Consider the following 12869-nt stretch of genomic DNA (forward strand, 5'->3'; position numbering starts at 1 on the left):
CGGCGGACAGCGTCATGACAGCATCTTAATGTAGAAGTTGTCGCGTTAGTGGAGATATCGATGCTCTTCCGGTGCTCGCCGAGCGTGAGCGGCCTGATCGGGGAGAGTTCGAGCTGCGCGGCGGCCACGACGCCGGCGCCCGCGTGGAGCGCGCCGTGCACGGCCTCGGCCCGGGGCATGGGGGCCGTGACCGCGGCGTAGGCGGCCTGTCCGGCCGTCATGCGGGCGGCTCCGACATCCGCCGCCAGGTCCTGGCGTCCCGTGAGGCATGACTTGCGAGCACCTGCCGTCAGCAGGAGTGCGAAAGGAAACGATCCGTGAAGTCCCAGGTTCCCGCCGACCCGACCGTGGTGCACCCCATGCCCGAGCAGCCGCGGGTGGTGCTGCTCCGGCCGCTGGTCAAGTCCCCGTTGATCGAGGTCGGGGAGTATTCCTACTACGACGACCCGGACGATCCGACCGCGTTCGAGACGCGCAACGTGCTCTACCACTACGGGCCGGAGAAGCTGGTCATCGGCAAGTTCTGTGCGCTGGGCACGGGGGTGCGGTTCATCATGAACGGCGCCAACCACCGCATGGACGGCCCCTCGACCTTCCCCTTCCCCACCATGGGCGGCTCGTGGTCCGAACACTTCGACCTGCTCACCGACCTGCCGAACCGCGGGGACACCGTCGTCGGCAACGACGTCTGGCTCGGCTACGGCGTGACGGTGATGCCAGGCGTACGGATCGGGCACGGCGCGATCATCGGTTCCGGCGCCGTGGTCACCTCGGACGTGCCCGACTACGGGATCGTCGGCGGCAACCCGGCCCGCCTCATCCGCACCCGCTACAGCGACGAGGACGTCGCCCGGCTGCTGGCGGTGGCCTGGTGGGACTGGCCGGCGGAGCGCATCACCGAGCACGTGCGGGCGATCATGTCGGGCAGCATCGCCGACCTGGAGAGTGCCGGCCTGGACAGCCGTCGCACGTGACGCGGGCACGGGACGTCCCGTGCCCGCGTCACGGACGCGGGCCTCACCCGATTTCCACCCCGCACGCCCATGTGCCGCCCTGATCCCCCGGGCGAGGGGGGCGATCCCCCGCGCGGGGGAGGAAGGGCCGGCGACGACCTGGCAGGGTGACGGAGTGACCGAGGAGCCGCGTGCAGATGCCATCGCATGAACCGCCGCCGTCCAAGGACCAGGAGGTCCAGCGGACGTTCAACAAGATCACCGACTACTACGACCGGATGAATCGCCTCATGACGCTGGGGCGACATGCCGCCTGGTGCCGTGACGTCGCGGCGAGCGCGAACGTCCCTTCCGGGGGAAGCATGCTCGACATCGCCACCGGAACCGGCGTCATCGCTCTCGCCGCACTAGAGAAGTATCCGGACTCAACCATCCATGCCGTCGATTTCTCGGAGCGGATGCTGACGGAGGCGGCGCGCAAACCGGGGGCCTCCGCCATCACCTGGCAGTACGCGGACGCCAACGACCTGCCCTTCGGTGACGGGTCCTTCGATGCCGTCACGCACGGTTACCTCCTCCGCAACGTCGACGATGTCGAGCGCGTGCTGGAAGAGCAGTACCGGGTGCTCAAGCCCGGCGGCCGGGTCGTCATTCTGGAGACCTGCCCACCACGAGGACCGCTCCGTCACCCGGTGACTCTGGGGGTTCGAGTCGTGATTCCCCTTCTCGGCCAGCTGGTCGCACGTGATCGTGAGTCATACGCGTACCTGCAAGAATCCACGCTCGGATTCATGACTCCGAAGGAGGTCGTCGCGATCCTCCGTCGAGTCGGCTTCACCTCCGTAGCGTGGAAGAAGATGTTCTTCGGCACCCACATGATCATCTCGGCCCGGAAACAGTAGCCTCCGGAGAGGCTCAGGGATCTTCCACCACCGCTCGAGCCGCGGGTACGTCGCCGCGTGTCGAAGAGCAACGGAGCAGGTGGGCGCCCGCGCCGACGCGCCGCCCTCACGGCCCGGCCCCCGTGTCACTCGGGCTCGACGAACTGCATGTCGAGCTGGATCCGGACGGAGTCACCGAGGTCGAGGGTCCAGTGCCCGGTGTGGAGCGGCAGAGCGGTCATGGCCGTGGCGGTGGTCTTGGAAGTCATGCCCCCAATCTGGCCCGGGCGGCGGCGCGCGGGGAGGCCGGGCTGAGGCTGGCCCTGACAGGGTGACGATAAGCGCGCCGGGGACCGCTAGGTTGCGGGTGTGAGCGACAACGAGTTGGGCGTGTTCCTGCGGAGCCGTCGGGAGGCCATCAGTCCCGCCGACGTAGGGCTTCCCGCCGGGTTCCGGCGGCGGACGCCCGGGCTGCGCCGCGCCGAGCTGGCCACCATCACGGGGATCAGCGTCGAATACCTCGCGCGGCTGGAGCAGGGCCGCGACCGGCATCCGTCCCCCCAGGTGCTCGGCGCGCTCGCCGACGCCCTGCGGATGTCCACCGACGAGCGTTTCCACCTCAGGCTCCTGGCGAAGGCCGTCGAAGGCGGCGGCCTGTCCGTCTGCCCCTCGGCGCCGCCGCCGGTCGTTTCCATCCGGCCGACGGTGCGGGCGCTGCTCGACAGACTCGAACCCACCCCGGCAGTGCTGATCAACCGGATGACGCAGGTGCTCGCGTACACCACGGGCTTCGAGCGTCTGGCCCGGCCCGCCGGCCTCCTGGACGCGGCCGAGCCGAGCTTCGCGCGGTTCGTGTTCACCGACCCGCGCGCCCGCGGCCTCTACCCCGACTGGAACGCCGTCGCGACCCAGCAGGTCGCCATCCTCAAGTGCGCGGCCGGTCTCGCCGACCCGCACGTGGCGGCCCTCGCCGACGAGCTCACCGTCACGGCCGGCGGCCCCTTCGTCGAGCGGCTCACCACGCCGGGCGTCCCCGAGCGGGCCGGTGTGCAGCTCTGGGCGCATCCGGAGGCCGGGGAACTGCGCCTCGCCTACGAGGCCCTCGAACTCGCCGACGACCTGCGCCTGATCGCCTACCTTCCGGCGGACGAGGCGTCGTCGGCCGCGCTCGATCGCCTGACCGACCGCCACCCCGGCACGCTCCGCGTCGTCAACGGCTGACTTTCCAGGGAGAGGCGTAACCGCGCATGACATCACCTGTGTTCCGTATCGGGGGCGAGCTCGGCGTGCGGCGGCTCGGGTTCGGGGCGATGCGCCTGCCGACCGGCCCCGGACCGGCTCGGGAGGCCTCCATCGCCGTGGTCCGGCGCGCCGTCGAACTGGGCGTCACATTGATCGACACCGCGCACCTGTACGGGTGGGGCGCCAACGAGGAACTCCTCGCCGAGGCGCTGCACCCCTATCCGGACGGCCTGCTCATCGCGACGAAGGTCGGGGTCGCGCCGCCCGACCCCCCGCACGACGTGGCGATCTGCGGGCGGCCGGACTTCCTGCGGGATCAGGTCGAGCAGGGCCTGCGCCGGCTCCGGGTCGAACGGCTCGAACTGCTCCAGTTGCATCGCATCGATCCGGCGGTGCCGCTCGCCGACCAGCTGGGGGCGCTGCGCGAGCTCCAGGTGGAGGGCAAGATCGGCCACCTGGGACTGTCGGAGGTCACCGTCGCCGAACTCGAGGCGGCGCGGCAGATCATCGACGTCGCGAGCGTGCAGAACCGCTACAGCATGCTGGATCGCGAGCACGAGGCCGTGCTCGACGCCTGTGCCGCGGCGGGGATCGCCTTCCTGCCATGGCGGCCCGTCCACCTCGCGGCATCGGCGACGACGGCCGAGATCGCCGCCGTGGCGGCCGAACTCGGCGCCACCGCCGCGCAGGTCTCGCTCGCGTGGCTGCTGCACCGCTCGCCGGTCGTGCTGCCGATCCCGGGGACCGGCTCGATCAGCCACCTGGAGGAGAACGTCGCCGCGGCGGAGCTGCGGCTGAGCGACGACCAGTGGCGGCGACTCGATTTCGACGCCTGTGGCAGCCGTCGGCTGCACGAGCTCGCCGTCTCTCCGTGACAGCGCGGAGCCCTACCGCCGCTGGTCACGCCCGATCGGCAAGGATCAGGACCGGGACATCGCCGGCGAACACCGCCGGTTGCTGGAGGCGGCCCTCGCCCGCGACACCGGAGCGGCGAGGCTGCGGGCCCACATCACCCGTACGACCCACGTCCTGCTGGACGCGGTCAGCGGCGTCGGCAGCTGAGCGGAGGCGCGCCCGCGGGCGCTGCCGCTCACGCCTCATGCCGCCATATTTCAATCAGCAATCAGGAGGAATGTTTTGCGCGCACTGCACATCGACACGTTCGGCGGTCCGGAGGTGGTGGCGGTCCGGGAGCTTCCCGCGCCCGAGCCGGACGGGGACGAGGTCCTCGTCCGGGCCGTGGCCAGCAGCATCAACCCGGTGGACGTCAAGACCCGCGAAGGCGCGATACGCGGTGGCGTCCCCCCTCTGCCGATGACCCTCGGCTGGGACCTGGCGGGCGTCGTCCTCGATCCCGGCGGCAGCGGCCTGAGTGTCGGCGAACGCGTGATCGCGATGTCGGCCCAGCTCGCGGCCGGCCGTGGCACGTGGGCGGACCTGGTCTCCCTGCCCGTCCACACCCTCGCGATCGCGCCGCTGAACGTGAGCCTGGTCGAGGCGGCCACCCTGCCGCTGCCCGGCCTCACCGCCACCCAGACCCTCGACTGGCTCGATGTCTCCAGCGGCCGGCGGCTGCTGGTCACCGGCGCCGCGGGAGCCGTGGGCGGGCTCGCCGTGCAACTGGCGCGGTCGCGGGGCATCGCGGTCGATGCGCTGGTGTCCCGTCCGGCACACTTGGAGCTCGTCGCCGGGCTGGGCGCCCAGAGGGTCGTGACGGATGTCGCCGAGCTCGACCGGCGACACTACGACGCGGTGTTCGACACCTGCGGGGCTGTTGTCGGCGAAACGGTCGCCGACGGCGGCCGGTACGCCACGATCGCCAGCGAGCACGGCACCCCTCCGGACCTGAGCCACCGGGGTGTCACCACGACACTGCACCAGGTCAAGGAGGACGGGGCGGGCCTGGCCGAGCTGGTCAAGCTGGTCGAGACAGGCGATCTGCGGCTACGCCTCGATTCGAGCTTCCCCATCGCCGAGGTGCGCAAGGCGTACGAACGCCTGGCGACCCGGGGGCTCAACGGGAAGGTCGCCCTGGTGTTCTAGAGAGCCGATCCTGAGCACCATGGTCACCGCGGCAGGCGCGTTCCGTCCCGGATTCAGGGGATGGTGGTGACGGGAGCCCGCGCCGCGTGTCAGTGTCCGCGCTCTCGGCCACGGCCGTCGCGCGATCTTGGGGATGTCTTCACCGACTCCGGATGATCGCGCGGCGGCCCTCTCCATGTGATCTCAACCCAGAAGATCGCGGAGTGCCACCGGAGTGTCAGGTGGTCTCGCGCCGCCCGCGGTGATGGGCCGCTCGGGGCGCCGGGCGATACCGCGATCCTTACGCCTCCTTAACAACTATGATTCTAAAGTACTAGTTGCCTAGATAAATGGAGGAACGGTGATCGAGTTCTACCTGGACGACCGGTCCGGTGTCTCGCCGTACCTGCAACTGGTCCAGCAGGTACGGCAGGCGCTGCGGCTGGGCCTGCTGCGTGAGGGCGACCAGCTCCCGACCGTCAAGGAGGTGGTGGCGCGGCTGGCGATCAACCCCAACACGGTGCTCAAGGCGTACCGCGAGCTGGAGCACGCGGGTCTGGCGGCTGCCCGGCCGGGGGTCGGGACGTTCGTGACGAAGACGCTGACCGACGCCTCGCTGGCCGCGCACGCCCCGTTACGTCAGGACCTGCGGCGCTGGCTGGCCAAGGCCCGCCTGGCCGGCCTCGACGACGAGAGCATCGAGGCCCTGTTCATGACCACCTTTCGGACCGCTGTTCAGGAGGACATAGCGTGACCGCTGTCCTGCAGGCCCAGGAACTGGGCAAGAAGTACGGCCGGCGATGGGCGCTGAGAGACTGCACCATCGACATCCCGGCCGGGCACGTCGTCGGGCTGGTGGGCCCCAACGGGGCCGGCAAGACCACGCTGCTGAAGCTGGCCGGCGGCCGGCTGGCGCCGACGTCCGGCAGCATCACCGTGCTCGGCGGCCCTCCCGCCGGCGGACCGGCGCAACTGGCCAAGATCGGATTCGTCGCCCAGGACGCCCCCGTCTACGCCGGGATGAGCGTCGCCGACCATCTGCGATTAGGGAGCCGGCTCAACCCCGGCTGGGACGACGCGCTCGCGCGGGAACGCGTCGGACGGCTCGGGCTCGACCTCTCGCAGCGGGCGGGAAAGCTGTCGGGCGGCCAGCGCGCCCAGCTCGCCCTCACCCTGGGCCTGGCCAAACGGCCCGAGCTGCTGATCCTGGACGAGCCGGTCGCCTCGCTCGACCCGCTCGCCCGCCGCGAGTTCCTGCAGGGCCTGATGGAGGCCGTCGTCGAGCACGAGTTCAGCGTGGTGCTCTCCTCCCACCTGGTCGCCGACCTGGAGCGGACGTGTGACTACCTGATCGTGCTGGTCGACTCGCGCGTCCGGGTGGCGGGAGAGGTCGACGAGCTCCTGGCCACCCATCACCGGCTCACCGGCCCGCGACGCGACCCCGACCGGCTGCCCGCCGACCAGCATGTCGTCTCCGTGCGCCACACCGACCGGCAGAGCACCCTCGTCGTCCGCACCGACGCCACGATCCACGATCCCGCCTGGACGGTCAGCCGGCTCAGCCTGGAGGATCTCGTCCTCGCCTACATGGAAAAGCCCGCCGCCGCCCGGCGCGTCGTACTGGAGGTCCAGCGATGATCTGGCTGACCTGGCGCCAGTTCCGCGGCGCGGCCGCGATGACGGCCGCGGCGCTCGTCGTGCTCGCCGCCGTCCTGGCCCTGACCGGCCCGGGCCTGGCCGCCGAGTATTCCACCGGGATCACCGTCTGCGCCCGGGACGGCGACTGCGCGCGCTTCTTCGACCGGTTCTTCGCCGACTACCAGACCCCCTTCCTGGCCGTCACCGCCATCGTGCTGGTCCTTCCGGCCCTGGTCGGGCTCTTCTGGGGAGCACCGCTGATCAGCCGGGAGCTGGAGGCCGGTACGCACCTGCTGGTGTGGAACCAGAGCGTCACCCGCACCCGCTGGCTGGCCGCCAAACTCGCGCTCACCGGCCTGGCCGCCGTGGCCGCCGCCTGTCTGTGCAGCCTCGCGGTGACCTGGTGGTCCGGTCCCCTGGACAGGTCCGCCGCCCCGGGCTTCGCGCTGATGGACCCCCTGGTGTTCGGCGCGCGCGGGATCGTCCCCATGGGGTACGCGGCCTTCGCCTTCGTCCTGGGCGTGACCGTGGGGATGCTCGCCCGCCGCACCCTGCCCGCCATGGCCGTCACCCTGGCCGTCTTCGCCGCCCTCCAGATCGCCCTGCCGCTGCTGGTCCGGCCCCACCTGCTCCCGCCGGTCACCTCGACCTTCGAGCTCGGCCCCGCGAACGTGGAAACGTTCGGCCTGCCCCGCGGCGGCGGATCTCCGCGAGTGACCCTGGAGCCGGCGATACCCGGCCACACGGGCGCCTGGGTCCTGTCCAGCCACCTCCTCGACCCGTCCGGACGTCCGGTCGGCACCGACGCCGCCGGAGCCACCGTTCAGGTGTCCGTGACATCAGGACCCTGCGCGCCGTCCGAGGCACAAGGGCAGGGAAGGAACGGCCCGGACGGGTGCCTGGCCGAGGTCAACCGGCTGGGCTACCGGCAGGCGGCGACCTACCAGCCCTTCGACCGTTTCTGGCCCCTCCAGTGGATCGAGACCGGGATCTACGCCCTCCTCACCCTCGGGTTGACGGGGTTCTGCTTCCGGTGGATCCGCGGGCGCCTGTCATGACCGTCAGGGCCATGGCAGCCGGGCTCGCCCTGTTCCTGGCGGTGGCCTGCACGGGGCATACGCCGCCGCGCACCCAGCCCGGCGAGGCGGCCGCCGCTGGAGCACCCGCGTGCGCGCAGCCTCAGCAGGGTGCCGGTCCCCCGCCGGAGACACCCGTCACGATCGACGTCATCGAGCAGGCCTACCTCTGTATCCTCGCCAACTACTACAGCGGAGCCACGCTGGACGCCCGCGCGTTGCTGAGCGCGGGATTCGTCGCCTTCACCCAGGAGCTCAACCGCGGCGGACGCGATCTGGCCGAAGCCACCCTGCCGGCGTTGACCGGCGACCGGAGAACCGACTGGGCGGCGTTCGAGGCGGTCTACCGGCGGGTCACCGACCGGTTGCCGCAGGACGCCGAACTCCGCGAGAAGCTGGCCGCCGCCACTCTGCGGGCCGTCGTGGCCGCCCTGGGCGACAACCACGCCCGCTGGACCTACGGCGTCCGGCGGCCGCCCGACTACTACGACGGCGACCAGTACGGCCTGGGCCTGCGGGCCAACCTCGGCCCCCAGACGACCGGCAACCCCGGGACCGCCCTGCCCCCGCTGTTCGTCACCGCCGTCCTGGGCGGACCCGCGAGGAGCGCCGGACTGCGCCCCGGCGACGTCGTCGAATCGGTCAACGGATCGGCGCCCTTCATCGACGGGAACCTCACCCCGGCCGCTGTCACCGCGCTCTACCCGCAGTATCCGGAGGCCGGCCCGGTCCGGCTCCGGATACTGCGGCAGGACACCGGCCGCCGCCGGACCGTGACGCTGAAGCCCGGCCTGTACCAGCCTGATCCGGACACCGGGCAAGTGGTGACAGCCAAGCTGCTGCAGGGCGACATCGCCCATGTACGGCTGGGCGGCTTCGCCTCCGGCGCCGCGGACCGGGTCCTCAAAGCGATCTCCAGGCTGCGCACCGGCCGGACGCTCACCGGCGTCGTGCTGGACCTGCGCGGCAACGGCGGCGGCAGCCCCGAGGAGGTGAACCGGCTGCTGGGCGGGTTCGCCCACGGCAGGGTCACCGCCTACCAGTGCGCCCCGGACGGCGAGTGCGAAACCATGCGGACCGATGACAGCGTCACCCTGCTCGACCTGCCGCTGGTGGTGCTCACCGACCGCGGCTGCGCCTCGGCGTGCGAGCACTTCAGCTCCGCCGTCAAGGACCTCGGCCTGGGCCGGCTGGTCGGAACGCGGACCGCGGGGATCGTCTCGGGCCCGGCGCAGCCCTACCTCCTCGGCAACAACACCGTCCTGAGGTTCCCGTCGAAGCACCACCTGGCCCCCGACCGCGAGGTGATCGACCGGGTCGGCGTGGCGCCCGACCACCATGTGCCGCTGACCCCGGAGGACGCCGCCGCCGGGCGCGACCCTGCTCTGGCCAGGGCCCTGACCCTGCTGCACAGGTGACACCCCCGGCTGAGCCGGCCCCGCGGGCCTCATCCCCGCCCTCAGGTCGTCCCTCATCCCCGCCCTCAGGCATCCCCCGCCCTCAGGTCGTTCCTCATCCCCCCTCATCCCCCACCCTCAGGTCGTCCCACCGAAAGGACGGACTGCTTCATGCGTCATGCCATCAGACCGGAGCCGGTCCTGCGTGCCGGCCTGGCGGCCGCCGTCGCGCTGGCCGTCCTCGTCGCGGCCGCCTGCTCCGCGCCCGCCCCTCCCCGGTCCGTCGCCGCCGCGTCCACCGGCCCGTCGCCCGACCCCACGGACGTCCCGGCCCTGCCCGCACCCACCGGCCCCCATCGGGTCGGCACCACCGCCCTGCATCTGAAGGACGCCTCCCGCCCCGACCCGTGGGCGCCCGAAGCGGGGGCAAGGGAGCTCATGGTCACCCTGTGGTATCCGACGCGGGCCCGTGAGGGGCGGCGCGCCCGGTACATGACCGTGAAGGAGTCGGAGCTCACCCTGAAGGGCAGGAGGGTGACCGGCGCACCGTATGACGTGCTGAGCAAGACGCGCACCAACGCCTTCAGCGACGCGAGACCGGCGGGGCGCAAGGGCAGCCTGCCCCTGGTGGTGCTCTCTCCCGGATTCACCATGCCCCGCAGCACGCTCACGGCCCTGGGAGAGGAGCTGGCCAGCAGAGGGTATGCGGTGGCCGGTATCGACCATACGTATGAGAACTACGCGACGACCTTCCCGGACGGCCGAGTCGCCGGATGCGTCGCGTGCGACAGCGACTCGGACTCCGGCTTCGGCACGAAGGTGGTCGGGGTCCGGGCGGCCGATGTCTCCTTCGTGCTCGACCGGCTGTCCGGGCCGAGCGCGGAGTGGGAGGGCTCCTCCTTGATCGATCCGTCCAGGATCGCGATGGCCGGCCAGTCGATCGGAGGGGCCGGCGCCATCGCGGCCATGCTGAAGGACTCCCGGATACGCGCCGGGATCGACATGGACGGCACCACCTACGCCCGGATCCCGAAGAGCGGGCTGTCGCGGCCGTTCCTGTTCATGGGCTCGGCAGGCCACCCGCCCGGAGGCCGCGACAACTCGTGGGATCGCGACTGGAAGCTCCTGACCGGCTGGAAGCGCTGGCTCCTGCTGCCCGGCGCGGATCACCAGTCCTTCACCGATGTGCCGCTCCTGGCGAGTGCTCTCGGCATCGGCGTCCCGGGCGATCTGTCGGCGGCCCGCTCCGTGGAGATCACCCGCACGTACGTCCGGGCCTTCCTCGACCTGCACCTACGTACCGGGCGTCAACCCCTGCTGGACAGACCGTCGCTCCGCTACCCCGAGGTCGAGCTCTGCGCCCCGGCCGGGAAGACCTGCCGGTAGCGGATCGCCGTCAGCGCCCCGGCCGGCGGCCCTCCCGGATCGTCCGGGAGGGCCGTCGGCCGGGGTATCGGCGGGTCAGCGAGAGGCGCTCACCGGCCCGGTCCGGGGGCCTCCGTCTCCAGGGCCTGGCGCATGACCGCCGAGCCGTGTTCGACGAACTCGGCCATCGGGGCGGCGAGGGTGTCGGGCAGGACGTCGGTGTGCCAGACGAGCCTGGTCCGGCCGCCCGCTTCGGCGAGGGCCTGCATCGAGGCATGGTGGTGGGAGGGGTGGAGGCTCCCGCCGACGACGGTGTAGGCGACGCGCCTGTTGTCGTGATCGAGGTCGACGAGCCGTTCGTGGACGATGGTGCCGTCGGCGAACGTGACGGTACGGATGTCCGAGCTCAGGCGCGTGTCGGTGACGAAGCCGGGGGCGAGGCGTTCGTGCACCGCGCCGTAGTCGCTGAGCACGTCCCAGACCTCGTCGGGCGTGGCGTTGACGACGAACTCCCTGTGGATGGAGGCCATTGACACTCCCGGTCAGGCCGCGGCGATGCAGAAGAGGTGTCCTTCGGGGTCGGCCAGGACGGTCCACCGGCCCTCACCGGGCTGGAAGTCGGGCTTGGTCGCGCCGAGTGCGAGCAGGTCCCTGGTCGCGGCCTCCGGATCGGTGACCTTGAAGTCGAGGTGGGCGTGCTTGGCGGCGTCAGGCCAGCCGGGCCCCCGGTAGCCGGCGACCCGCTGGAAGGCGAGCTGGATCGGGCCGTCGCCCAGGTAGACGGAATCGTCGTCGCTGTAGGTGACCTCCCAGCCCGTGAGGTTCTGGTAGAACTCGGCGAGCGCCTTCGGGGCGGCGCAGTCGATGATGATCGCGGTGAGCTCCGCGTGAACGGCCATATGGATGACTCCTCGGTGTCGTTTTCTGCCCGCCCAGCATCCGCTCTCGCGTGCCGAAGGGTCTTGAAGATCCTTGCGGGCCGTTTCTGTCGCACCCCCGGCGTAGTGTCTGCGACGTGCTGTCAGCCGTGACCCTCGCCACCCGACCGGAGTTCACCGTGACCACGGTGGCCTGCCGCTCCGATCACACCCGGTGGTCGCAGCCGGAGGCACGCGACGACCACCGGATGGTGCTCGTACGGCGCGGCAGGTTCCGGCGGTGGACCGACGGCTCCGACGCCGATCTGGATCCGACGGTGGCCTACCTGGGCGCCCCTGGTCAGGAGGAACGGTTCGCACACCCCTCCGGCGGCGACATCTGCACCTCGGTGAGCTTCGCGCCCTGGCTCTGGGAAGGGCCCGTGGACGCGATGACGGTGTATGTGGACGCGCGCGTCGACCTGGCTCACCGCCGCCTGCTGGCCGCCGCCGGCGGCGGCGACATCGACTACGCCCTCACCGAGGAGTTGCTCGGTCTCGTCGCGACGGCCGCCGGACAGCCCGCCGAGCGGCCGGGGCCCACCGACCGGGCGCTGGTCGCGGCGGCCCGTGAGGCGATCCTCGAGGAGGCCCCGGAGGCGGCGCGGCTGTGCTCGCTGGCCGGGCTCCTGAAGGTCTCTCCATACCGGCTGAGCCGGGCTTTCTCACAGCAGATGCGCGTGTCACTGACCCGCTACCGCAACCGCGTCCGCGTCGGCCGGGTCATGGACCGGCTCGCGGAGGGCGGAGTCGGCCTCGCCGAACTGGCCGCCGACCTCGGCTTCGCCGATCAGGCGCACCTCACCCGCACCGTCGGCGAGCACCTGGGGCACACACCGACCGCGCTACGCCGGCTGCTCACCCACAGCCGGACGAGTGATCCCCAGCGATCACGAGGTGCTGGACCGGCGGCGGCACGAGAAGACGGTCTCCAGGATCGATGTGTGAGGACCGACCCGGGCGCCCCGGTCCCGGCGGTGCGGGATACTCGACCGGTGCTCCCCCGCGCTGGCGCGTCGGTCCCGCGCGGGCACGCCCGTGCCGTCGAGAAGGGACGTCCATGACCGCTGTGTCCGCGCTGCCCGCCCCCGTCATCGCCGAGGCCGGCGGCGGCCGGCTGGACCTGGCCGGACTGCCCGAGGTCGTCCAGGTCCTGACCGACTGCGGATACCCGGTCGAGGGCGGCGACACCGTGACCCTGACCGTGGGCGCCGCGGGCCGATACCGCGACGCGGTGGTCCTGAGCGTCGGTTCGCTGATCCTGGGCGCCGCCCAGATCGAGGGTCGTCGGGTGTGCGACTCATGCTCGGGTCTCCAGTTTCTTGATGCCGCCGCGGAGGTTGACCACGGCGCGGAGCGGCACGTCGTCGGCAGCGTC

At 71.6% G+C, this 12869-nt stretch carries 17 protein-coding genes; 14 read left to right on the top strand and 3 right to left on the bottom strand.

From position 1 onward, the window contains the following. Nucleotides 1-71 precede the first annotated feature (71 nt). The 3 genes from ACWDS7_RS21890 (at nucleotide 72) to ACWDS7_RS21900 (ending at nucleotide 1855) form a co-directional block, all read left to right on the top strand. Nucleotides 72-272, top strand: coding sequence for a hypothetical protein (locus ACWDS7_RS21890; protein ID WP_451930758.1), 201 nt, complete (start codon nucleotides 72-74; stop codon nucleotides 270-272). 87 nt (nucleotides 273-359) lie between these two features. Then, the gene (locus tag ACWDS7_RS21895; RefSeq protein WP_451930771.1) at nucleotides 360-974 is read left to right on the top strand and encodes a CatB-related O-acetyltransferase; all 615 of its coding nucleotides are present in this window, start codon (nucleotides 360-362) and stop codon (nucleotides 972-974) included. 176 nt (nucleotides 975-1150) lie between these two features. Continuing rightward, on the top strand, nucleotides 1151-1855 hold the full coding sequence (locus tag ACWDS7_RS21900) for a ubiquinone/menaquinone biosynthesis methyltransferase (RefSeq protein ID WP_451930772.1): 705 nt from the start codon (nucleotides 1151-1153) through the stop codon (nucleotides 1853-1855). 125 nt (nucleotides 1856-1980) lie between these two features. On the opposite strand, the gene ACWDS7_RS21905 is transcribed toward ACWDS7_RS21900, so the two are convergent. Beyond that, entirely contained in the window at nucleotides 1981-2103 is a 123-nt protein-coding gene (locus tag ACWDS7_RS21905; protein ID WP_451930759.1) for a hypothetical protein, read from the bottom strand. A gap of 100 nt (nucleotides 2104-2203) precedes the next feature. On the opposite strand from ACWDS7_RS21905, the gene ACWDS7_RS21910 reads away from it, so the two are divergent. The 9 genes from ACWDS7_RS21910 to ACWDS7_RS21950 all read left to right on the top strand — a co-directional run bounded on the left by ACWDS7_RS21910 (nucleotide 2204) and on the right by ACWDS7_RS21950 (nucleotide 10595). Continuing rightward, the gene (locus ACWDS7_RS21910) at nucleotides 2204-3055 is read left to right on the top strand and encodes a helix-turn-helix domain-containing protein (RefSeq protein ID WP_451930760.1); all 852 of its coding nucleotides are present in this window, start codon (nucleotides 2204-2206) and stop codon (nucleotides 3053-3055) included. Between the two features lie 26 nt (nucleotides 3056-3081). Continuing rightward, nucleotides 3082-3951 (top strand): aldo/keto reductase, encoded by an 870-nt coding sequence (locus tag ACWDS7_RS21915; protein WP_451930761.1) that lies wholly within the window; start codon nucleotides 3082-3084, stop codon nucleotides 3949-3951. Next, nucleotides 3911-4138: a hypothetical protein gene (locus ACWDS7_RS21920; protein ID WP_451930762.1), complete on the top strand. Its 228-nt coding sequence runs from the start codon at nucleotides 3911-3913 to the stop codon at nucleotides 4136-4138. The genes ACWDS7_RS21915 and ACWDS7_RS21920 overlap by 41 nt, the downstream gene beginning before the upstream one ends. Nucleotides 4139-4213: 75 nt before the next feature. Next, a complete protein-coding gene (locus tag ACWDS7_RS21925) occupies nucleotides 4214-5119 on the top strand; it encodes an NADP-dependent oxidoreductase (RefSeq protein ID WP_451930763.1) in 906 nt (301 codons plus the stop codon). A gap of 340 nt (nucleotides 5120-5459) precedes the next feature. Then, complete coding sequence (locus ACWDS7_RS21930) at nucleotides 5460-5852, top strand: GntR family transcriptional regulator (RefSeq protein ID WP_306871051.1); 393 nt, start codon at nucleotides 5460-5462, stop codon at nucleotides 5850-5852. After that, nucleotides 5849-6736, top strand: coding sequence for an ABC transporter ATP-binding protein (locus tag ACWDS7_RS21935; RefSeq protein ID WP_451930764.1), 888 nt, complete (start codon nucleotides 5849-5851; stop codon nucleotides 6734-6736). Before ACWDS7_RS21930 ends, ACWDS7_RS21935 begins: the two co-directional genes overlap by 4 nt. Continuing rightward, nucleotides 6733-7794: an ABC transporter permease gene (locus ACWDS7_RS21940; RefSeq protein WP_451930765.1), complete on the top strand. Its 1062-nt coding sequence runs from the start codon at nucleotides 6733-6735 to the stop codon at nucleotides 7792-7794. Before ACWDS7_RS21935 ends, ACWDS7_RS21940 begins: the two co-directional genes overlap by 4 nt. Nucleotides 7795-7805: 11 nt before the next feature. Further along, nucleotides 7806-9230, top strand: coding sequence for a S41 family peptidase (locus ACWDS7_RS21945; RefSeq protein WP_451930766.1), 1425 nt, complete (start codon nucleotides 7806-7808; stop codon nucleotides 9228-9230). A 150-nt stretch (nucleotides 9231-9380) separates the two neighbouring features. Next, nucleotides 9381-10595: an alpha/beta hydrolase family protein gene (locus ACWDS7_RS21950; protein WP_451930767.1), complete on the top strand. Its 1215-nt coding sequence runs from the start codon at nucleotides 9381-9383 to the stop codon at nucleotides 10593-10595. Nucleotides 10596-10684: 89 nt separating this feature from the next. Here ACWDS7_RS21950 and ACWDS7_RS21955 read toward each other — a convergent pair whose 3' ends face one another. Continuing rightward, a complete protein-coding gene (locus ACWDS7_RS21955) occupies nucleotides 10685-11104 on the bottom strand; it encodes an SRPBCC family protein (protein ID WP_451930768.1) in 420 nt (139 codons plus the stop codon). Nucleotides 11105-11116: 12 nt separating this feature from the next. After that, nucleotides 11117-11473, bottom strand: a complete 357-nt coding sequence (locus ACWDS7_RS21960; RefSeq protein WP_306871039.1) for a VOC family protein — start codon at nucleotides 11471-11473, stop codon at nucleotides 11117-11119. A 116-nt stretch (nucleotides 11474-11589) separates the two neighbouring features. Here ACWDS7_RS21960 and ACWDS7_RS21965 point away from each other — a divergent pair, with 116 nt between their 5' ends. Beyond that, complete coding sequence (locus ACWDS7_RS21965; RefSeq protein WP_451930769.1) at nucleotides 11590-12555, top strand: helix-turn-helix domain-containing protein; 966 nt, start codon at nucleotides 11590-11592, stop codon at nucleotides 12553-12555. Next, nucleotides 12552-12869: hypothetical protein (locus tag ACWDS7_RS21970; RefSeq protein WP_451930770.1), on the top strand; the 318-nt coding region annotated here is incomplete at its 3' end. The genes ACWDS7_RS21965 and ACWDS7_RS21970, both read left to right, overlap by 4 nt.

Source organism: Streptosporangium sp. NPDC003464, assembly GCF_053588315.1.

Excerpts from the sequence above, each read along its gene's own strand:
- ACWDS7_RS21895 (WP_451930771.1), top strand. The coding sequence starts at position 360 with ATGCCCGAGCAGCCGCGGGTGGTGCTGCTCCGGCCGCTGGTCAAGTCC.
- ACWDS7_RS21900 (WP_451930772.1), top strand. The coding sequence starts at position 1,151 with ATGCCATCGCATGAACCGCCGCCGTCCAAGGACCAGGAGGTCCAGCGG.
- ACWDS7_RS21905 (WP_451930759.1), bottom strand. The coding sequence starts at position 2,103 with ATGACTTCCAAGACCACCGCCACGGCCATGACCGCTCTGCCGCTCCAC.
- ACWDS7_RS21915 (WP_451930761.1), top strand. The coding sequence starts at position 3,082 with ATGACATCACCTGTGTTCCGTATCGGGGGCGAGCTCGGCGTGCGGCGG.
- ACWDS7_RS21940 (WP_451930765.1), top strand. The coding sequence starts at position 6,733 with ATGATCTGGCTGACCTGGCGCCAGTTCCGCGGCGCGGCCGCGATGACG.
- ACWDS7_RS21945 (WP_451930766.1), top strand. The coding sequence starts at position 7,806 with ATGGCAGCCGGGCTCGCCCTGTTCCTGGCGGTGGCCTGCACGGGGCAT.
- ACWDS7_RS21950 (WP_451930767.1), top strand. The coding sequence starts at position 9,381 with ATGCGTCATGCCATCAGACCGGAGCCGGTCCTGCGTGCCGGCCTGGCG.
- ACWDS7_RS21955 (WP_451930768.1), bottom strand. The coding sequence starts at position 11,104 with ATGGCCTCCATCCACAGGGAGTTCGTCGTCAACGCCACGCCCGACGAG.
- ACWDS7_RS21960 (WP_306871039.1), bottom strand. The coding sequence starts at position 11,473 with ATGGCCGTTCACGCGGAGCTCACCGCGATCATCATCGACTGCGCCGCC.